The sequence below is a fragment of the Cupriavidus pinatubonensis genome (genome assembly GCF_019602855.1).
Lineage (GTDB): Bacteria > Pseudomonadota > Gammaproteobacteria > Burkholderiales > Burkholderiaceae > Cupriavidus > Cupriavidus pinatubonensis.
In genome coordinates this window covers 3,266,255-3,283,383 of record NZ_CP080767.1, presented here as the reverse complement: position 1 = coordinate 3,283,383, position 17,129 = coordinate 3,266,255, and the positions used below count along the sequence as shown (strand labels likewise).

21 protein-coding genes and 1 pseudogene are annotated in these 17,129 nt (G+C 65.1%); 14 read left to right on the top strand and 8 right to left on the bottom strand.

Annotation, left to right across the window (positions count from 1 at the left end):
- The first annotated feature begins 20 nt into the window (after nucleotides 1-20).
- Nucleotides 21-968 carry a LysR substrate-binding domain-containing protein gene (locus tag K2O51_RS27915; RefSeq protein ID WP_220631688.1) on the top strand — a complete coding sequence of 316 codons (948 nt, stop codon included), beginning with the start codon at nucleotides 21-23 and terminating at the stop codon, nucleotides 966-968.
- Here the strand turns inward: K2O51_RS27915 and K2O51_RS27910 are convergent.
- Nucleotides 907-1,491 (bottom strand): hypothetical protein, encoded by a 585-nt coding sequence (locus K2O51_RS27910; RefSeq protein WP_220631050.1) that lies wholly within the window; start codon nucleotides 1,489-1,491, stop codon nucleotides 907-909. The two genes, K2O51_RS27915 and K2O51_RS27910, sit on opposite strands and share 62 nt — an antisense overlap.
- A gap of 365 nt (nucleotides 1,492-1,856) precedes the next feature.
- Here K2O51_RS27910 and K2O51_RS27905 point away from each other — a divergent pair, with 365 nt between their 5' ends.
- From K2O51_RS27905 to K2O51_RS27880, 6 genes are all read left to right on the top strand, one after another.
- Nucleotides 1,857-2,240 (top strand): lysozyme inhibitor LprI family protein, encoded by a 384-nt coding sequence (locus K2O51_RS27905; protein WP_041680058.1) that lies wholly within the window; start codon nucleotides 1,857-1,859, stop codon nucleotides 2,238-2,240.
- 67 nt (nucleotides 2,241-2,307) lie between these two features.
- Nucleotides 2,308-3,024 carry an N-acetylmuramoyl-L-alanine amidase family protein gene (locus tag K2O51_RS27900; protein WP_220631049.1) on the top strand — a complete coding sequence of 239 codons (717 nt, stop codon included), beginning with the start codon at nucleotides 2,308-2,310 and terminating at the stop codon, nucleotides 3,022-3,024.
- A 153-nt stretch (nucleotides 3,025-3,177) separates the two neighbouring features.
- Nucleotides 3,178-4,116: a LysR family transcriptional regulator gene (locus K2O51_RS27895; RefSeq protein WP_011299055.1), complete on the top strand. Its 939-nt coding sequence runs from the start codon at nucleotides 3,178-3,180 to the stop codon at nucleotides 4,114-4,116.
- Between the two features lie 66 nt (nucleotides 4,117-4,182).
- Complete coding sequence (locus tag K2O51_RS27890) at nucleotides 4,183-5,154, top strand: Bug family tripartite tricarboxylate transporter substrate binding protein (RefSeq protein WP_220631048.1); 972 nt, start codon at nucleotides 4,183-4,185, stop codon at nucleotides 5,152-5,154.
- 59 nt (nucleotides 5,155-5,213) lie between these two features.
- Entirely contained in the window at nucleotides 5,214-6,449 is a 1,236-nt protein-coding gene (locus K2O51_RS27885) for a CaiB/BaiF CoA transferase family protein (RefSeq protein WP_220631047.1), read from the top strand.
- On the top strand, nucleotides 6,446-7,261 hold the full coding sequence (locus K2O51_RS27880; protein WP_220631046.1) for an enoyl-CoA hydratase/isomerase family protein: 816 nt from the start codon (nucleotides 6,446-6,448) through the stop codon (nucleotides 7,259-7,261). The genes K2O51_RS27885 and K2O51_RS27880 overlap by 4 nt, the downstream gene beginning before the upstream one ends.
- Nucleotides 7,262-7,285: 24 nt before the next feature.
- Here the strand turns inward: K2O51_RS27880 and K2O51_RS27875 are convergent, their stop codons facing one another.
- The 4 genes from K2O51_RS27875 to K2O51_RS27860 form a co-directional block, all read right to left on the bottom strand.
- A complete protein-coding gene (locus K2O51_RS27875; RefSeq protein WP_220631045.1) occupies nucleotides 7,286-8,581 on the bottom strand; it encodes a cation:proton antiporter in 1,296 nt (431 codons plus the stop codon).
- Nucleotides 8,582-8,746: 165 nt separating this feature from the next.
- Nucleotides 8,747-8,977: a DUF2798 domain-containing protein gene (locus tag K2O51_RS27870; protein WP_011299050.1), complete on the bottom strand. Its 231-nt coding sequence runs from the start codon at nucleotides 8,975-8,977 to the stop codon at nucleotides 8,747-8,749.
- A gap of 34 nt (nucleotides 8,978-9,011) precedes the next feature.
- On the bottom strand, nucleotides 9,012-9,572 hold the full coding sequence (locus K2O51_RS27865; RefSeq protein ID WP_011299049.1) for a flavodoxin family protein: 561 nt from the start codon (nucleotides 9,570-9,572) through the stop codon (nucleotides 9,012-9,014).
- Between the two features lie 47 nt (nucleotides 9,573-9,619).
- Nucleotides 9,620-10,123, bottom strand: coding sequence for a DUF2938 domain-containing protein (locus K2O51_RS27860; protein ID WP_011299048.1), 504 nt, complete (start codon nucleotides 10,121-10,123; stop codon nucleotides 9,620-9,622).
- 80 nt (nucleotides 10,124-10,203) lie between these two features.
- Here K2O51_RS27860 and K2O51_RS27855 point away from each other — a divergent pair, with 80 nt between their 5' ends.
- Nucleotides 10,204-10,635: a helix-turn-helix domain-containing protein gene (locus K2O51_RS27855; protein WP_011299047.1), complete on the top strand. Its 432-nt coding sequence runs from the start codon at nucleotides 10,204-10,206 to the stop codon at nucleotides 10,633-10,635.
- Nucleotides 10,636-10,980: 345 nt separating this feature from the next.
- Nucleotides 10,981-11,544 carry a ferritin-like domain-containing protein gene (locus K2O51_RS27850; RefSeq protein ID WP_011299046.1) on the top strand — a complete coding sequence of 188 codons (564 nt, stop codon included), beginning with the start codon at nucleotides 10,981-10,983 and terminating at the stop codon, nucleotides 11,542-11,544.
- 14 nt (nucleotides 11,545-11,558) lie between these two features.
- Here the strand turns inward: K2O51_RS27850 and K2O51_RS27845 are convergent, their stop codons facing one another.
- Nucleotides 11,559-12,698 (bottom strand): AI-2E family transporter, encoded by a 1,140-nt coding sequence (locus K2O51_RS27845; protein WP_220631044.1) that lies wholly within the window; start codon nucleotides 12,696-12,698, stop codon nucleotides 11,559-11,561.
- 186 nt (nucleotides 12,699-12,884) lie between these two features.
- Nucleotides 12,885-13,160, bottom strand: a complete 276-nt coding sequence (locus K2O51_RS27840; protein ID WP_011299044.1) for a hypothetical protein — start codon at nucleotides 13,158-13,160, stop codon at nucleotides 12,885-12,887.
- A gap of 151 nt (nucleotides 13,161-13,311) precedes the next feature.
- Between K2O51_RS27840 and K2O51_RS35820 the strand changes: the two are divergent.
- The 3 genes and pseudogenes from K2O51_RS35820 to K2O51_RS27830 form a co-directional block, all read left to right on the top strand.
- Nucleotides 13,312-13,464: pseudogene (locus K2O51_RS35820) on the top strand (diguanylate cyclase domain-containing protein); the annotation flags it as partial.
- 19 nt (nucleotides 13,465-13,483) lie between these two features.
- Nucleotides 13,484-13,669, top strand: coding sequence for a diguanylate cyclase (locus K2O51_RS35300; protein ID WP_041679708.1), 186 nt, complete (start codon nucleotides 13,484-13,486; stop codon nucleotides 13,667-13,669).
- A 64-nt stretch (nucleotides 13,670-13,733) separates the two neighbouring features.
- Nucleotides 13,734-14,093 (top strand): hypothetical protein, encoded by a 360-nt coding sequence (locus K2O51_RS27830; RefSeq protein WP_011299043.1) that lies wholly within the window; start codon nucleotides 13,734-13,736, stop codon nucleotides 14,091-14,093.
- On the opposite strand, the gene K2O51_RS27825 is transcribed toward K2O51_RS27830, so the two are convergent.
- Nucleotides 14,062-14,460, bottom strand: a complete 399-nt coding sequence (locus K2O51_RS27825; RefSeq protein WP_220631043.1) for a nuclear transport factor 2 family protein — start codon at nucleotides 14,458-14,460, stop codon at nucleotides 14,062-14,064. The genes K2O51_RS27830 and K2O51_RS27825 overlap by 32 nt on opposite strands.
- Nucleotides 14,461-14,725: 265 nt before the next feature.
- Here K2O51_RS27825 and K2O51_RS27820 point away from each other — a divergent pair, with 265 nt between their 5' ends.
- Both K2O51_RS27820 and K2O51_RS27815 read left to right on the top strand, forming a co-directional pair.
- On the top strand, nucleotides 14,726-15,955 hold the full coding sequence (locus tag K2O51_RS27820; protein WP_220631042.1) for a formylglycine-generating enzyme family protein: 1,230 nt from the start codon (nucleotides 14,726-14,728) through the stop codon (nucleotides 15,953-15,955).
- Nucleotides 15,956-16,020: 65 nt separating this feature from the next.
- Nucleotides 16,021-17,115, top strand: coding sequence for an HAD family hydrolase (locus tag K2O51_RS27815; protein ID WP_220631041.1), 1,095 nt, complete (start codon nucleotides 16,021-16,023; stop codon nucleotides 17,113-17,115).
- Nucleotides 17,116-17,129: the final 14 nt, after the last annotated feature.

Here is a 17,129-nt window from a genome sequence, read left to right as displayed (position 1 = left end):
CGCATGCATTAGTCTGGCTAATAGCCATGCAGCTCGATTCCTCCATCCTAGGCGCGCTGCGGTGTTTCGAAGCCGCAGGGCGCCTGCTGAGCTTCACCAAGGCCGCCGAATCGCTGAACTTCACCCAAAGCGCGGTGAGCCAGCAGATTCGCCATCTGGAAGACCGTCTCGGCTACGTGCTTTTCGTGCGCCAGCCGCGCAGCCTGAAACTGACGCCACAGGGCGAGGCGCTGTTCCAGACCACGACGCGCGCACTGCATGACATCCAGCAGACCATCCAGCGACTCGGCATGCCGAACGCGCCGCTGCAGGTCAATTGCCTGCCGTCGTTCGCGCTGCAATGGCTGATGCCGCGCCTGACCGATTTCCACCGCGAACAGCCGGACGTTTCCGTACGCTTGAAAGCCGAGTTCCAGGCTTTGGACAGGCAATCGATGGACACGGAAGACATTGACGTGGCGGTGCGTTACGACCCGGTCCGCTACAGCCGGCTGCACGCGGATGTCTTGCTGGACGAGTATCTGATTCCGGTGGCTACGCCCAAGTATCTCGCCGAGCATCGCGAGCTAGCCGAGGGGACGTCGCTCGACGGCGTCGTGTTGCTGCACGACGCATCGCCATGGGTCGGTGCGGCCGAGTTCGTGGAATGGCGCACATGGCTTGAGGCGTTTCATCCGACATGGATGGCGCATCTGGAAGGGCCGCAATTCAATCTGTCGAGCCTGGCCATCGGCGCGGCGCTGAACCACCAGGGCGTGGCGATGGGACGTACGGCGCTGGTCTATGACGAGATCAGGAGCGGGCGACTGGTGAATGTGTTCCGCCAGCACGTACGCGCGCCGGCGCGCTACATGCTGCTTTCCCGGAATCCGGATGATCGGCGTGTGACCATTTTCTCGGCATGGCTCAAGGCAGAGTGCGCGCGGTTTGATGCGATGCGGATGGAGACGCTTTCGCGGGATCGCTAGGCGTCGCTCGCGGCGCTTCGATCGTCTGACTGTGCTGCTGCCTGGCGTCGGCTGGCCGGTCCGCGTGCGCCGCAAGCCGACCGGCAGACGCCGCGAACCCTTTCGCCTGCAACGCGTACGTGTCGACGAGGCGCGCGTTCGCTCGCTCGACCCGATAGGTCACGCTCATCGACAGCAGGGTGGCAACAACGAAGGCCAGGCCGACAGCCGTCGACACCGGCAGTGAAAGCTGCAGCTTCAACACCTGTTCGGCGGCGAACGCGGCGGCGGCCAACACCAGGACGACGCAAGCCGCCATCCCGATTACCCGCGCGGAGCATGCGAGTGCGGGGCGTGGGGCCGTTGTCGGCGCATGACATGCAACGGGCTCAACCTGTCCGGGTTGTTGCTTGATGCGCTCGATCCGTTCGCGTGCAGCATCGATGCGCTGGTCGGCATCCTGCAGCCGCGCGCGCGAGCTGGTGCGGATATCGGTGCTGAAGCGCAGGAAGCTGGAAAGCTGGAAACGGGAACGCGTAGACATGAAGGTTGAGGCGTGTCAGGAGACCGCGAGCGCGCGGCCGCTGCAGGCCGGCTTACGACTTCATTCCTAACGACGAAGTCGCGCGGAGTTGCATAGCTCTTTGGTGGGGTGCCTGGGAACGGGGCCCAGGCCAGGCGAAACCTCGCCACTATCATCGCTGCGAAGGTCAGTCCGATTTGACAAGGATCCTGATGGCCCGCTGACACAGGAAGTTATCGCGGGGACTTGTTGCTCGTCGTGAGAAGACGTGCCATAACCAGATGCAGCCGCTGGTCTGCGCAGATACACTGCAGCGCTGTTGTCCCGCAGATGGCGATTGTTTGATCGCCGACAGCCTATTCTTTCCCTACGTCAATCCGGACTCCATGAAAGCCATCCTCTCCGCCCTGACTCTCGCCCTTCTGGCCCCTGTCGCCGCCCACGCCGCCAACGAGTGCGACAAATACCGCACGAGCTACGACAAGACGTACTGCTTCGCCAAGCTGTTCCTCGAATCCGACAAGGAGCTGAACGCCAGCTACACCGAACTGCGTGGCCTGATCGCCGATGGCGCGAAGCAGAAGCTCAAGGACACCCAGCTGGAATGGATCAAGTACCGCGACGCATCGTGCGAGTCGAGCGGGGCGATTGACGTGGACTGCAACTATCGCGTGAACCGCGACCGCGCGGAGTACCTGCGCGACCGCGTGCGCGAGTGCAAGGCGGGCACCTGCCGCAACGACATGATCAGCAAGAAGTCCTGGAACTGACGCCATGGCGCGGACGATCTCAACGGGCCGCCGCGCCGCATTGGCATGGCTGGCGGCTTGTGTGCCGATGCTGGCCACCGCATCGCCGCTGTCCTCCGGTGCGCGGGCGTTCCGGATCGTCATCGATCCCGGCCACACGCCGGCGCAGGGTGGAGCGCTAGGCGTTCGCGGCGTCTATGAGGTGCGCTACAACGATCGGCTGGCGTCGCAGGTGGCACAGGCGCTCACGCAGGCAGGGTTCGACGTGACGTTGACCCGTGGTCCGGACGACAACTTGTCGCTCGAGGAACGCGCCCGGATCGCCAATGCACGGCAGGCGGACCTGTTCCTGTCCATTCACCACGACTCGGCGCAGATGCAGTATCTCGAAAAGGTGAGGGTGGAGGACCGTGACGCGTACCGGACCACGCGGCCGATCGCTGGGTATTCAGTTTTCGTATCGCAGCGCAATCCGAGCTTCGCGGGAAGCTACGCTTTCGCGCAAATGCTGGGCGAGGAAATGCGCAAGCTGGGCAGGGCGCCGACGCTGCATCATGCGGAGCCGATTGCCGGGGAGTCGCGGGAATTGCTGGCGCCCGATATCGGGATCTATCGATTCGATGATCTCGCTGTGCTGCGGCACACCGCCATGCCGGCTGTGTTGCTGGAGGCGGGCGTGATCGTGGATCCCGGTGATGAGGGGTATGTCAGTGATCCGGGGAATCAGGCGAGCATGGCCAATGCGGTTGTCACGGCGGTTCGGCGGTATGTGGCGAGGGTTCGATCGGACGACTTGCAGCGGTGACAAAAGGACGACACGGGAAATCCGCAATTGCCGATCCGGCTTGATCGACGCAAAATCGGGCCACAACACTACGGCAGCTCCAGGCGCTGCACGTTTTCTCTCCCGGAACAGGCAGTTCGCTTCCCAACGGCGCCCGCTCGAGCGCAGACCATCGTGACGTCCACCGCCCCCTCACGCTCTTCCCGCCTGCACTTCGACCTCACCACCATCCAGCTCTTCATCGCCGTAGCAGACCAGGGCAGCATCACCCGCGGCGCCCAGCGCCTGCACCTGGCCGCTGCCGCCGCTTCCCGCCGCATCCTCGAACTGGAATCTCAGCTCGGGGTTTCGCTTTTCGAACGGCTTCCGCACGGCATGGCTTTGACCGAGGCCGGCCGCGCCTTGCTGGCCCACGCGCGTGGTATCACCCACACCGTCCAGCGCATGCAGGACGATGCGTCTTCGTTCGTCGGCGGCGACCTGGGTGTGGTGCGCGTGGCGGCGCCGAAGTCCGCGGTGATCCAGTTTCTCCCGTTCGATATCCAGCGCTGCGCCGCCGCCTGTCCTGGCGTCCGCATCGATCTCCAGGAGATGAACAGCCAGGAAGTCCAGCAATCGCTGCGACGGGGAACCGTGGATATCGGCATCTATGAGGGCAGCCTCGGCGTGGTCGACATGCCGACGGAGCCGTATCGCGCCGATCGGCTGGTGCTGGTCGTTGCGCGCGGACACGGGCTGGCGCGCCGCAAGCAGGTGACGACGGAGGATGTGCTGGACTGCGATCTGATCGTGCTCGGCGAAAGCTCGGCGATCTCGATCGGGCTGGAGCGGCTGGCAGAGGAGGCCGGTCGCGTGCTGCGCATGCGCATGCGGGTCGGGGGCTTCGATAGCATCGCCGCGCTGGTGGCGCAGAACCTCGGAGGCGGGGTGATGCCGGAGGCCATCGCGCGCGAGGTCGCCGGTGGCAGCCGCTTTGCGCGGCTGCCCATCGCCGGGGATTGGGCGGAGCGGCAGTTTGTGCTGTGCCATCGACCGCATGGCGCGTTGTCCTCGGCCGCGCAGAGCGTGGTGGCGGTGCTTGCGCAGAACGCGAAACCTGAATCACCCAAATAGCGATAGCCCGCGGTGAAGGCATTGCGCATCATGGACTCCATAAAACTATCAGGACGGAGACACGCAATGCAGCGCAGGCAATTCATTCTCGCGGCTGCGGCCGGATTGGCGGTGCCCGGGCTGGTGCGCGCGGCGGCCTCTGACGTGCACGGGCCGGTGCGGATCGTAGTCGGCTTTGCCCCGGGCGGCGGCACGGACGTGCTGGCGCGCGTGATCGGGCAGAAGCTCGGCGCCATGTGGAACACCAGCGTGCTGGTCGAGAACAAGCCCGGTGCGACCGGCGCGATCGCCGCTGCCTATGTGGCCAAGCAGCCGCCTGACGGCACCACGCTGTTGATGGCGCACGTGAACAGCCACGCCATCGCTCCCGCATTGCTCGACGTCAAGTACGACCCGCGCACTGACTTCTCGCCGATCTCGATGGTTGGCGTCACGCCCAATATGCTGACTTGCCGCCCCGAGCAGAAGGTGCGCACCGTGTCGGACATCGTGGCGCTGTGCCGGCAGAAGCCGGGCAAGATTTCTTTCGGTTCGTCCGGCATCGGCTCGGCGCAGCATCTGGCGCTCGAGATGTTCCGGATGCAGGCCAAGCTCGATGTGGTGCACGTGCCGTACAAGGGTTCGGGCCCGCTGGTGGCCGACCTGATGGGCGGCCAGATCGACTATGCCTTCGACACGATGACCGCCGCCACGCCGTTCATCCAGCAGGGCAAGGTGATTGCCATCGCGCAGACGCGCCTGAAGCGCGCGGCCAGCCATCCCAATGTGCCGACGCTGGCGGAGTCGGGCTTTCCTGGCCTTGACGCGGCATCGTGGTACGGGCTCGTGGGCCCTAAGGGCATGTCGCCCGCGCTGGTGCAGCGCATGAACGAGGACGTCAACCGCGTGCTGGCCATGCCTGACGTGGTCGAGCGTCTCAAGAGTTTCGGCGCCGAGGACTCCGGCGGATCGAGCCAGCAGTTCGCCGCCTTCATTGCGTCCGAGTCGAGCAAATGGGCCAAGGTCGTGAAGGACGCTGGCGTGAAGGCCGAGGCCTGATGGCCGGTCGCCGCCGCACCGACGCACGCTACTCCATTCCTCTATCCAGGAAGTACCCGATGACAGATTTCAGCGATACCCGCGTTCAGGACTCCGCTCGCCCCTTGCCGCTGGCCGGCGTGCGCGTGCTCGACGTCAGCCAGGTCATGGCCGGCCCCTACGCGTGCATGCTGCTGGCCGACCTTGGCGCCGACGTGATCAAGATCGAACCGCCAGAGGGCGGCGACCAGACGCGCGGCTCGATGGGCTTCAAGATGAAGGGCCCGGACAGCATGGGCTTCCTCAACATGAACCGCAACAAGCGCAGCGTTACGCTGGACCTGAAGACGGAATCGGGGCGCGAGGTGCTGTACCGGCTGGCGGAAACCGCCGACATCCTCGTCGAGAATTACCGGCCGGGCGTGATGAAACGCCTCGGCATCGATTACGAGACGCTTAGCAAGATCAATCCGAAGCTCGTCTACTGCAGCATCTCCGGCTTCGGGCAGAGCGGCCCGTGGGCCACGCGGCCCGGCTTCGACCTGATGGCGCAGGCCATGTCGGGCGTCATGAGCGTGACCGGCTACCCGGGCGGCGCGCCCGTGAAGGCCGGTGTGCCGGTGGCCGACATTGGCTGCGCGCTGTTTGCCACTTACGGCATGCTGTCCGCGTACATCGGGGCCAAGGCGACAGGAAAAGGGCAGTACGTCGATGCTTCGCTGTTCGATTCCGCACTGGCCTTTTCGGTGTGGGACACGTGCGAATACTGGGGCACGGGCCGCGAACCCGAGCCGCTGGGCACGGCCAACCGCATGAGCGCGCCGTACCAGGCCATGAAAGCCGCCGATGGCTACTTCGTGATGGGCGCCACCAACCAGAAGCTGTGGCAGTTGCTGTGCAAGACCATCGACCGGCCCGACCTCCTCGCGGACGAGCGCTTTGCGACCGTGGCGCTGCGGCTGAACAACCGCAAGGCGCTGATTTCCGCGCTGGAGGAAAGCTTCGCGCAGCAGGGCTGCGACTACTGGATCGAGCACCTGCTCGAAGTCGGTATCCCGGCCGGGCCGATCCTGACGTATCCGCAGGCGTTCGACAGCGAGCACGGCAAGCACCGCCAGATGCGTATCGAGATCGATCACCCGATCGAAGGCAAGGTGCCCAATATCGGCTTCGCCGTGAAGATGGGCGGCACGCCGCAGCAGGTCCGGCGTCCGCCGCCGTTGCTGGGTCAGCATACGGAGGAAGTCCTGGCGGAGCTTGGCCTTTCGAAGGATCAACAGCAGTCGCTGGCGGCAGCCGGCGCGTTTGGCGCATGAGCCCCCCACTGTCGCCGGAAGGCGAGGTCCCTGCCGAGGGGCGCGTCACGCTGACAATGCAGGGGCCAGTCGCGACCCTGACATTCGACCGCCCCGCGGCACGCAATGCGATGACGTGGGCGATGTACGAGCAACTCGCCACGCACTGCCGCGCGCTTTCTGCCGATGGCAACGCTGGCGCTCGCGTGGTTGTACTGCGAGGCGCAGGCGGCGAGGCCTTTGTTGCGGGCACGGACATCGCCCAATTCCAGCAGTTCTCGGACGGCGATGACGGGGTTGCCTACGAGGCGCGCATCGACGAAGGCATCCAACTGGTCGAGCAGTTGCCGATGCCGACAGTCGCGGTGATTGAAGGCTGGGCGGTTGGCGGTGGACTGGCCATCGCCACGGCCTGTGATTTCCGGGTGGCGACGCCCAGAGCCCGCTTTGGCGTGCCGATCGCAAAGACGCTCGGCAATACATTGTCGGCGCAGAACCTTGCCAAGCTGCGCGCGGCGTGGGGCCTCCAGCCGGTGCGGCGCATGCTGCTGCTGGCGCAGATACTCGATGCCGAGGCGGCGCTGGTGTGTGGCTTTCTGGAAGGCGTGTATCCGGCCGAGACGCTGGATGCAGAGGTGGCCGCGCTATGCGACCGCCTTGGCGCGCTGGCGCCCGTCACGCAGAGCGTCGTCAAGGAGGCGCTGCGCAGGCAGACCGTCGAGTCGGTGCCCGACACCGATGATCTGGTGCGCCGCTGCTACGGCAGCAATGACTTCCATGAGGGCGTCGGTGCGTTCGTGAATCGCCGGCCACCGAAGTGGCAGGGACGCTGAACGGCGGTCGTGCGCGCTCAGGCGTCAGGCATGATTCCCTGCATTGACGTCGCCGCCAATTCCCAGCCGGCGCACCAGCGGCCGCAGCGTCAGCCCGTTGCACGTCAGGTTGACCAGGACAAAGCCGACGGCCACCACGGAGGCCAGATGCCTTGCCTCCGGCGGCAAACTTGTTGCCTGCGCGGCGCATAGGGCCAGGACGAGTGTCACGGGGCCGCGCACCCCGCCCCACGTGATGGCCAGTCGGTGCGCGCGCGGCAGCGGCGCGCACATGCCGAGGCGGCTCAGCAGCGGCAGGCTGGAGCCAAGCACGGCCCAGCGGCTGAACAGGGCCGCGACCAGCACACCGAGGATCAGCCACAGGTCGGATCCACGCAGCCCGCGCAGCAAGTCAGGCACGTGCATCGCCGCGAGCAGGAAGACCATGCCGCCCGCCATGCCACCCATGCTGCGCCACAAGTGGCGGAATATCGCGTGTTCCTCGGGTGTGCTGGAGCGCCGCAACAACGTGCCGGCGGTCAGCCCGGCCGACACCACCGTCACCACGCCCGACACATGCAGCCACAGGTCGGCAATCGGATAGAGCAGATTCGGCAGCGCCAGAGATAGCGTGAAGCGCGACAGCGGCGCAGCGGGAATGGCCCGGCACGCGCGCGCCAGCAACGCACCCGCGAGCGCGCCGAGTAGCCCGCCGGCAAACAGCGAGCCAAACAGGTCGCCCAGGACCGAGCCTGTCATGGCGTGCGCCGGCTGGCCAACGATGCGCGCCATCAGGTGCGACGCCAGCGTAATCGCCGCTGCATCATTCAGCAGGCTCTCGCCCTCCACCAGCCGCACCATGCGCCCCGGCACGCCACTACTGCGGAACAGGTCGATCACGGCCGACGGATCCGTGGTGCTGACAATGGCTCCGACCAGCAGGCAAACCGCGAGGTTCGCGCCGGAAATCGCATGCGCCGTGACGCCCACCAGCAGCGTCGCGGCGAACACCGCGCCGATCGCCAGGACCAGGATGGGGAGCAGGTCCCGTGCCATCGCGCCTGCATCGGCCTCCAGCGCGGCCTGGAAGAGAATCGGAGGCAGAAAGATCCAGAGATAGCCTTCGGGCCGCAGCGACGGAGACAGAAAGGGCTGGATGGTCTGCGCAGTAAATGTCGGGGCCACGGTGCTGGTGATCAGCAAGCCCGTGCCAAGCGCGAGACCGGCAGCGGTGAGCGTGAGCGCATCGGGCAACCGCAGCTTGATTGCGGCAACATTGCAGGCGGCGATCACGGCCAGCAGACAGCCGATGCGCAGTGTGAGTTCGACAGAGGGTTCCATGCGGGGACGCAAGCGTCAGGTGGCGTACGCTGTCTGACAAGCGGCCTGTCCGCTATGTTCTTGTCGAATCTGGAAATGGGTTATTCCGTCATGCGGGCTTGACGTGGGCAGACTCCGAGCCGGTGCGGCGCGCCGGAGCGTCGCCGCGTGGCTGCTGCGATCTCGTCATGACTCCTTCACCACCAGTATCTGCACCGCCCGCCGTGCAACCGGCGTGACCACCAGCACGGCCGGGAATGCGACGATCCATGCCGTGAGCCACGTACCGGCCCAGATACCGGCGAAGTCCGGCACCAACCCGACAGCGCGATAGGTGGAGATGCCCGCAACAATCAGGGACATGAGTCCTGACAGCACGAGACTGAACAACTGCGGCGCGTATTTGCTGGGGATCATCTGAGTACCTCGCGGTTCCATTTACTGGACATGGTCAAAGGATGCGGTGCAGCGTTTCCGCGAAGTTCCTGCCGAACATCCGGGCGGTCTTCACATCTCCCGCACCGAATCCGTCCGCCGGCGCGGAGTGATCGGACTGTGCCATCAGGCCCGACCATGATCCGAGCCGGTTGGCGGCGTCGTCGTAAGGGACACCGGCATGCTGCTCCGGCAGGATCGGATTGCCGACCCACAGCATGCCGTGCTGCATGCAGAACACGAACATCGACATCAGCGTGGATTGCTTGTCGCCCGCGGGCAGCGACGACACCGTGAAGCCGGCCGCTAGCTTGCCCTTGAGCTGCTGCGTTCGCCACAAGCGGCCGGTGGCGTCCATGAAAGACTTGAAGGGACCGGAGACGCCGCCGAGATAGGTGGGCGAGCCTAGAATGTAGGCGTCATAGCCAAGCAGTGTGTCGGGCGCTCCGGCAAGGTCCTCCGCATTCAGCAATTGCGCCTCGGTATCGGCGACACTCGCGGCGCCCTGGCGCACACAGGACGCAATGTGCCTGGTGTGGCCGTGGGCGCTGTGATAGATGATGGCTAGCTTCTTCATGATGTGGTTTCCAGGTGGCGTTATGCGTCGATCGAAGCAAGCACCGTTCATTGCCCGATACATGCGACAACGAGCGCTGAGAGGTACAGGCCGAATCCGAACACGGTGTGATTGGCGACGCTGCGCAGGCAATTCCTGAGCGGCGTCGGCGTGCGCGAGGCGGCGAAGCCGGAGCCCATCGCCGGTTGCATGACGAACAACGGTGCGGCGACGGTGACCATGCCGATAAGCACTGCGGGCAGCACCGTTGGATGACGCATCCAGCCGATTCCCTGGATCGCGACAAGCAACGCCGCGAACGCGATGCCGATTGCGTAGTGGGTCACCCAGCCCAGCGAGCGTTCGCCGCGAATCGGTCTTGCCTTCCCGATGGAGGCATGCGCAAACGTGCCGTGAAAGAGATGTCCGACCCATCGCCCGATGAACGCGAAGTTCAGCGTCGGAACGCCCATCCGTTTGAGGAACGTCAGCCAGACGTCCATGAAGGCGGTGGCGCCGATTCCTGTGGCAACGATGGCAGTGGCGGTTGCGATATCTGGCAGGCGAGTCATGAGGGGCCCTTTTGTTTGACTTGCGGAAGCGATGTGGCCACTATAGAAGTTGAAGTCAACTTCAAGTCAAGGGTGTTCGGATGGATATCGCGGAAGTCGCAAAGCGCACGGGCGTGCCCGCCTCGACACTGCGCTACTACGAGAAGATGGGGCTGATCGTGTCGCTGGGGCCGCAGGGCGCACGGCGCAGCTTTGCCGATAACGTGGTGGATCAGCTCGCGTTGATCTCGCTCGGGCAGGCTGCGGGGCTCTCGCTGGAAGAGATTCGGTCGATGTTCTCGCCAGACGGGCAGCCGAACATCGACAGGCAGATGCTGGTGGAGAAGGCTGACGAGATCGACGCGCTGATCAAGCGGCTCCGCGCGATGAGCCACGGTCTGCGGCATGCGGCGGCTTGTCCTGCGCCTAGCCATGCCGAATGCCCGACCTTTCGCAAGCTGCTCAAGGCCGCGTCGTCTGGCGCGATTGGGAAAGGGCTGGTGAATGTGGAGTTGAAGCGGCGGGCCAGGTAGCGCTTCGGGGTCGGACGGGACCGGAAGATCCAGCCCGCTGCGGAAGCGCCGGCATCGTTTGTGCTCCAACAGGTGGCCCTGTGTCATGGCGGCGATTCAGCGCACAGGTGCCGGAGGCAATTGGGAAGTGGGGAGTGGAGAATGGGGAATGACGGCTTTGCAATTCCTGGACCACTCGCCCCTCCCGCCTGTGCATTTTTTTCACTGACGCATGTTGCATCTGGGCGTAAAGCCCGTGCCGCCGCCGTCTGCGGAAGCCGTCGTGTCTGGCACGCTTCTCGCGTCACAAAGCCATCCCACCCCCGGACTGCGCAGCCCCGCACGCCGTCCGCTCAGGAGCCCGTGATGACGACGACAACGACGACAACGACAACCCCATTCCTCACCGACGTAAAAACCCTGCGCGAGCGTGCGCGCAAGCATATCGACGACGGCGCGGTGACGGCCGGCTATTCCGCGGAGCGCGATACCGTACTCAAGCTGTTGAATGACGCGCTCGCCACCGAGATCGTCTGCACGCTGCGCTATCGCCGTCACTACTTCATGGCGCAGGGACCGAACTCGAAGAGCGTGGCGGAGGAATTCCTTGCGCACTCGAATGAAGAGCAGGGGCATGCCGACAAGATTGCCGAGCGCATCGTGCAGCTCGGTGGCGAGCCAGACTTTGCGCCCGACGGGCTGACCAGCCGTTCACACGCCGAGTATGTCGAAGGCAAGACGCTGACCGACATGATTCGCGAAGATCTTGTCGCCGAGCGCATCGCGATCGACAGCTATCGCGAGATCGTCAAGTTCCTTGGCGACCGCGACCCGACGTCGCGGCGCATGATGGAAGAGATCCTCGCGGTAGAGGAAGAACACGCCGACGACATGGCGGACCTGTTGGCCCGCCAGGGCTCGGAACGCTGAGACCGCGAAGGGTTTCAGCTGACGCGCGGGGGCGCTGCCGGCGACAGCGCCTCGGTCGGCTCGGGCGTCACGACTTCGACCGTGGCGGCGGGTTCGTCAACCCAAAGCCAGAACAGACGGTAGCCGACCGCCAGCATCACCGGGCCGATGAACAGGCCGATGATGCCGCCGGTGACCATCCCCCCGAGCGCGCCGATCAGCACCACTGGCATCGGCACGTCCACGCCGCGCCCGAGCAGCAGCGGCTTGAGCACGTTGTCGGCGAGGCCGGCGACGAACACATAGATCGAGAAGACGATCGTCGCGAAGGTGGTTCCCTCGGTGGCGAAGACATAAACAATCACCGGTACTGTGATCAGCGTCGCCGGCAGCTGCATGATGCCAAGCAGCAGGACGGCAAGCGCCAGCAGCCCGGCGCCCGGAATGTCCTTGACGATGAAGGCCACGCCGATCAGCATCATCTGGATGAAGGCGATGCCGACCACGCCCTGCGCCACGGCACGAATGGTGGCGGTGCACAATTCCACGATGCGTAGGCCGCGGTCAGGCCCGACGATGCGCGAGGCGATCCGCTCGGCGCTGCGCGACCCCATCTCGCCGTAGGCCATGATGATGCCTGCGATGATTAGCGCGAACACGAACACCAGCAATCCCGTGCCAAGGCCTGCCAGCTTGGCCAGCAAGCCGACGCTGAACCCCTTCAGCTGCGGCGCGACTTTCATCAGCAGGCCGCTCAGGTCGGTAGCCGCCTGTTGCCAGAAGGCATAGAGCTGCTGGCCCACCAGCGGCCAGCTGGCGACGGACTCCGCCGGCTGGGGGATGCTGAGACTGCCGTCCTTGACGACGTCGATGGCGCGTTCCACCGACTCGAACACGGCGACGCCCAGCAGGTAGGCAGGCACCAGGATGATGGCGATAGAAAGCAGGACAATCAACGTGGCGATGTGGCCCTCGCTGAGTCCCAGCCGGCCGCGCAGCCTGACTTGCAGCGGGTAGATAGTGACCGCGAGGATCAGCGCCCAGACCACCAGGTCGAAGAACGGGTGGAAGATCTCGAAGCAGAAGATGACGAGCGTGGCGATTAGCCCCGCGCGGATCAGGACATCGAGCAGCCCGCGGGACAGCGCCCGCTCGGAAATGGATGTTTGCAGCATCGCCTGTCTCCTTGCAGGGCGCGGCCGGTCGCTGGCTGCGCGGGCGGCCGCGGAAAGTGCACGGCGCAGAACGCCGCATTCAGTCTAGGTCAGGCGGAGTGCCGGAACAAGCGCAGCAGCGGTCACTGGCCGCAATCCGCGGCTGCCGTGAATGTGCCCGATGATCTGCTTTTGCCGGGACAGCGACTATGCATCCCGCTCGTGGTACGGCAGCAGCAGCGAGAAGGCTGGATTGAGCGCCAGCCACGGTTGCCATGTCGCGCGCACCATGTCCGCCCACCATTGGACGACTTCTTCGAAAGGCAGCGGCGGATATTGCGCAAGCCAGTGCTCCATGGCCGCGAAGGATGGCGTTGCCCGGATCAGCACGGATATCAGTTCGGCATTCTGCTCGGGCGCGTTGCGTCGCGTGAACTCGATGTCCACGGTGGGGAGATGTGCGGTGATGCTGGCTTCTGGCATGGTCGTCGACTCCTGATCGGATCCAAGGGAATCCTGAGGGATAAGCGGTGCTTCATTCATTCTTGGCGACGAACGTGTCAGCGGCAAGCACAAGGACTTGCACCAGGACTTGCTCTAGGACTCGCGTCCGGGACTCCCTGGTCATGCCGCCGGCGACGAGTTGCTCAAGCACCTGGCTACAGTGAGCAAGGCCGCGGTGCGGCCGCAAGACATGGTGGCGCGTGTTAGTGACGAGGAGTTCTGCGTGCTGCTGCCCGATACCACTCCCGAGGATGCGGCGGAGATCGCCGGGCGTCTGCGTCTGGCGATTGCCGCTTGTGTGCATGCGGGACGCGACACTGTTGCGATTTGGCTCGCCGGGGCGGGAGATCCGCTATACGGTATCGATCGGCGTCGCGGAGCTGGTGACGGACGCATGCGACAGCCTCGATGCGCAGGCCGCCCCGGCGGACCACAGACTCTACGCGGCCAAGGAGCGAGGCAGGAACCGTGTGGTAGCGCACGGGTGATTTGACGCGGCCTGCGAACAGGAGCACGCTGTCAGCATCGTCTCACCCTCCAGCGGAGCCCGCCATGCCCACCGACGATTTCAAGGCGCACAAGGCATTCAAGGAGCTGAAGGCAACCCTGGCGATGCTGCTGCGCGACATGCCCGCCGGCACCACGGCCGATTTTGCCGATGTGGCTGTCGCCTACTGGGATGGCATGCGCGTGTCAGGCTTCTATCTGCGCGACCGCGGGCGGCTCGACGAGGAATTCGATTTCGACGAGAACGCGTGGGAAAACTGGCGCGACGAACTCAGCGCGTGGCTCGCCGCGCCACGCTTCAGCGAGCGCGACGAACTCAAGGCACGCCTGTCCGGCGCGGAGTCGCGCACCAGCAGCGCGCGGATGGCGACCGTTACCTGGCTTCCGGCTGCGTCGCAGCGCTGAAGGTCTTGTTGGCGATGCCCCACACGCCGTTGATCTCCAGCAACGTGAAGTAGTCGGTAAACGTCACCCCCGGATACTGCAGCACCACCTTGGCCGCGCCGGCATTGCCCGTGACATCGAACTGCGTGATGAAACGCTTGCGCTGGGCTTCGTCAGCGGCTGGCTCGCCATGAAATCGCGCGGCAATGAAGTCGTCGACGGTCAGGCTGTAGTGCACGCCGTCGCGAAAAGAGATGATGCGGGCGTCAGGGTGGAACGCCTTGCGGATGTACTCGCCGTTGCCGGTCGCGTGACCTTTCAGGTAGTTCTCGACAGGTTCCAGGGCGGCAGCGTATTGCGGCGTCAGGCTGGCTTCGCGGGATGTCATGGTTTCCTCCTTTCCAAGGGTCGCCGGGCGCGGCCCGGACAGTTCAGGTCCGTTATTGTATTCCAATATTGTATACAAAAATGCCGGTGCACGGCATTCGGGGGAAGACACGGATCCCGCCCAGCCGCAGATGACCTGCGGTTAGTCGATGCGAAATATCTAAAATCACCACCCGAGAAAACTCAATTCCGTTTCGCTTTTCCTTCTGTAACGATAGCTTCGGGGTGCGGTCTACGCACCACTTATGCATTGCGGAGGAAGAGTCATGGGCAGCAAGAAGCGCCGGAATTCCGCCACAGGCATGGCGCAGGCGGAAGGCGTTGCGGCAACGGTCGCTGATCGGCCGGGCCGCTGGCGCGGCGCCATCGTCGCCATGCTGGTATGCACCGGTGTGGCGGCGGGCTTCGGTGCGACCTGGTGGTTCCAGCACGGCAGGCACGGTGAGCAAGGGCAGGGCGTGGTCGTTGGCGATGGCATGCGTGGCCCGGCCGGCATGGTCCATGTGCCCGGCGGCGAATTCCTCATGGGCAGCGACAGCAAGATGGCGCAGGCCAACGAGAAGCCCGCGCACAAGGTGCGCATCCACGGCTTCTGGATGGACCAGCACCATGTCACCAATGCCGAGTTCCGCAAGTTCGTCGAGGCGACCGGCTATGTCACCACGGCCGAGAAATCGCCTGACTGGGAAACGCTGAAAGTCCAACTGCCGCCCGGTACGCCACGCCCGCCCGCCAGTGCAATGGTCGCGGGCGCCATGGTGTTCGTGGGCACGTCGCGGCCCGTGCCGCTGCAGGACTATTCGCGCTGGTGGCGCTACGTCCCGGGTGCGGACTGGCGCCATCCGGGCGGGCCGGGTACGTCGATCGAGGGCAAGGACAATCACCCGGTTGTGCAGGTCTCCTATGAAGACGCGCAGGCCTATGCCAAGTGGGCAGGCAAGCGTCTGCCGACCGAAGCCGAGTGGGAGTTCGCCGCGCGCGGCGGGCTGGAGCAGGCCACCTACGCGTGGGGCGAGAAGTTCGCGCCCGATGGCAAACAGATGGCCAATGTCTGGCAGGGCCAGCAGGGGCAGCCGTTCCCCGTGATCAGCCCGAAGGCTGGCGGCGCGCTCGGCACGAGCCCGGTCGGCACGTTTCCGGCCAACGGCTACGGCCTCTATGACATGACTGGCAATGCGTGGCAGTGGGTCGCGGACTGGTACCGCGCCGACCAGTTCCGGCGAGAGGCTGCGCAGGGCAAGCTGGTCGACGATCCTCCTGGCCCGCTGGCGTCATGGGATCCGAGCGAGCCTGGCGTGCCCGTCGGCGCGCCCAAGCGCGTCACGCGCGGCGGGTCGTTTCTCTGCAATGAGGATTACTGCCTGAGCTACCGGCCCAGCGCGCGGCGCGGCACCGATCCGTACAACAGCATGTCGCATCTCGGCTTCCGTCTGGTGATGGACGACAGCCGCTGGGCCGAAATGCGAAAGCAGCAGCCAGTGGCCATGGCGCGATAGCCGTTGTTCGGCTCGTTCTGCTTGTTCTGCTTTCGAACCGTTTTCCAACAACAGGAGCGCGCGCGATGCACCTCTCCACACCCAGGCCGCCGGCCCGCAACCGGCTGAGCCCGGCGCTGGCCGCCCTGTGCCTGGCCGCACTGACGTTTGCGGGCGGCACTCTCGGCGGATGCGCGGCACCGACCGAAGGCGCCGCGGCGGAGCCAATTGCTCAGTCCGCGCACTCGCCGCAGGCCGCTGCGCAAGCGCTGCCGTCATGGCGCGACGGGCCGGCGCGGCAGGCATTGCTGAAGTTCGTGGCGGATACCACGCGTCCTGGTTCGCCCACCTTTGTCGCGCCGGCCGACCGCGTTGCCGTGTTCGACAACGACGGCACGCTGTGGAGCGAGCAGCCGCTCTACTTCCAGTTCTTCTTCCTGCTGGATCAGGTCAAGGCCGCCGCACCGCAGCATTCCGAGTGGAAGAGCAATCCAGCCTTCAAGGCGCTGATGGCCAACGACATGCAGGCCCTGATGCGCAACGAGAAACAGTTGCTCGCGCTGATCGCCGCGGCCAACAGCGGCATGACGGTCGATGAGTATGACCGCACGATCCGCACGTGGCTCGCGCAGGCGAAGCACCCGAAGCTGCAGCGTCCATACACCGAACTGGTTTACCAGCCGCAAGTGGAGCTGCTGTCCTACCTGCGTGCCAACGGCTTCAAGACCTACATCGTCTCGGGCGGCACCATCGATTTCATGCGCCCCTGGACAGAAAAGATCTACGGCATTCCGCCCGAGCAGGTGATCGGTTCCTCGCAGGCGGTCAAGTACACGCTGCGCGACGGCAAACCAGTGCTTGTGCGAGAACCGAAGCTGGAATTCATCGATGACGGACCCGGCAAGCCAGTCGGCATCTACCGCCATATCGGGCGGCGCCCCATTCTCGCCGTGGGCAATTCGGACGGCGACCTGCAGATGCTGGAGTACACCGCGGGCGGCGAAGGCCTGCGGCTGGCCGTGCTGGTCCACCACGACGACGCCGAGCGCGAGTTTGCCTATGACCGGCAGTCCAGGGTCGGCAAACTCGACAAGGCGCTCGACGCGGCCCGGGCCAAGGGCTGGACGGTAGTCAGCATGAAGCAGGACTGGCTGCAGGTCTATCCGGCCGGCAAGCCGTGACGTTCAACAGCAGC

Excerpts from the sequence above, each read along its gene's own strand:
- K2O51_RS27910 (WP_220631050.1), bottom strand. The coding sequence starts at position 1,491 with ATGTCTACGCGTTCCCGTTTCCAGCTTTCCAGCTTCCTGCGCTTCAGC.
- K2O51_RS27905 (WP_041680058.1), top strand. The coding sequence starts at position 1,857 with ATGAAAGCCATCCTCTCCGCCCTGACTCTCGCCCTTCTGGCCCCTGTC.
- K2O51_RS27900 (WP_220631049.1), top strand. The coding sequence starts at position 2,308 with ATGCTGGCCACCGCATCGCCGCTGTCCTCCGGTGCGCGGGCGTTCCGG.
- K2O51_RS27890 (WP_220631048.1), top strand. The coding sequence starts at position 4,183 with ATGCAGCGCAGGCAATTCATTCTCGCGGCTGCGGCCGGATTGGCGGTG.
- K2O51_RS27885 (WP_220631047.1), top strand. The coding sequence starts at position 5,214 with ATGACAGATTTCAGCGATACCCGCGTTCAGGACTCCGCTCGCCCCTTG.
- K2O51_RS27880 (WP_220631046.1), top strand. The coding sequence starts at position 6,446 with ATGAGCCCCCCACTGTCGCCGGAAGGCGAGGTCCCTGCCGAGGGGCGC.
- K2O51_RS27875 (WP_220631045.1), bottom strand. The coding sequence starts at position 8,581 with ATGGAACCCTCTGTCGAACTCACACTGCGCATCGGCTGTCTGCTGGCC.
- K2O51_RS27870 (WP_011299050.1), bottom strand. The coding sequence starts at position 8,977 with ATGATCCCCAGCAAATACGCGCCGCAGTTGTTCAGTCTCGTGCTGTCA.
- K2O51_RS27865 (WP_011299049.1), bottom strand. The coding sequence starts at position 9,572 with ATGAAGAAGCTAGCCATCATCTATCACAGCGCCCACGGCCACACCAGG.
- K2O51_RS27860 (WP_011299048.1), bottom strand. The coding sequence starts at position 10,123 with ATGACTCGCCTGCCAGATATCGCAACCGCCACTGCCATCGTTGCCACA.
- K2O51_RS27855 (WP_011299047.1), top strand. The coding sequence starts at position 10,204 with ATGGATATCGCGGAAGTCGCAAAGCGCACGGGCGTGCCCGCCTCGACA.
- K2O51_RS27850 (WP_011299046.1), top strand. The coding sequence starts at position 10,981 with ATGACGACGACAACGACGACAACGACAACCCCATTCCTCACCGACGTA.
- K2O51_RS27845 (WP_220631044.1), bottom strand. The coding sequence starts at position 12,698 with ATGCTGCAAACATCCATTTCCGAGCGGGCGCTGTCCCGCGGGCTGCTC.
- K2O51_RS27840 (WP_011299044.1), bottom strand. The coding sequence starts at position 13,160 with ATGCCAGAAGCCAGCATCACCGCACATCTCCCCACCGTGGACATCGAG.
- K2O51_RS35300 (WP_041679708.1), top strand. The coding sequence starts at position 13,484 with ATGCGGGACGCGACACTGTTGCGATTTGGCTCGCCGGGGCGGGAGATC.
- K2O51_RS27830 (WP_011299043.1), top strand. The coding sequence starts at position 13,734 with ATGCCCACCGACGATTTCAAGGCGCACAAGGCATTCAAGGAGCTGAAG.
- K2O51_RS27825 (WP_220631043.1), bottom strand. The coding sequence starts at position 14,460 with ATGACATCCCGCGAAGCCAGCCTGACGCCGCAATACGCTGCCGCCCTG.
- K2O51_RS27820 (WP_220631042.1), top strand. The coding sequence starts at position 14,726 with ATGGGCAGCAAGAAGCGCCGGAATTCCGCCACAGGCATGGCGCAGGCG.
- K2O51_RS27815 (WP_220631041.1), top strand. The coding sequence starts at position 16,021 with ATGCACCTCTCCACACCCAGGCCGCCGGCCCGCAACCGGCTGAGCCCG.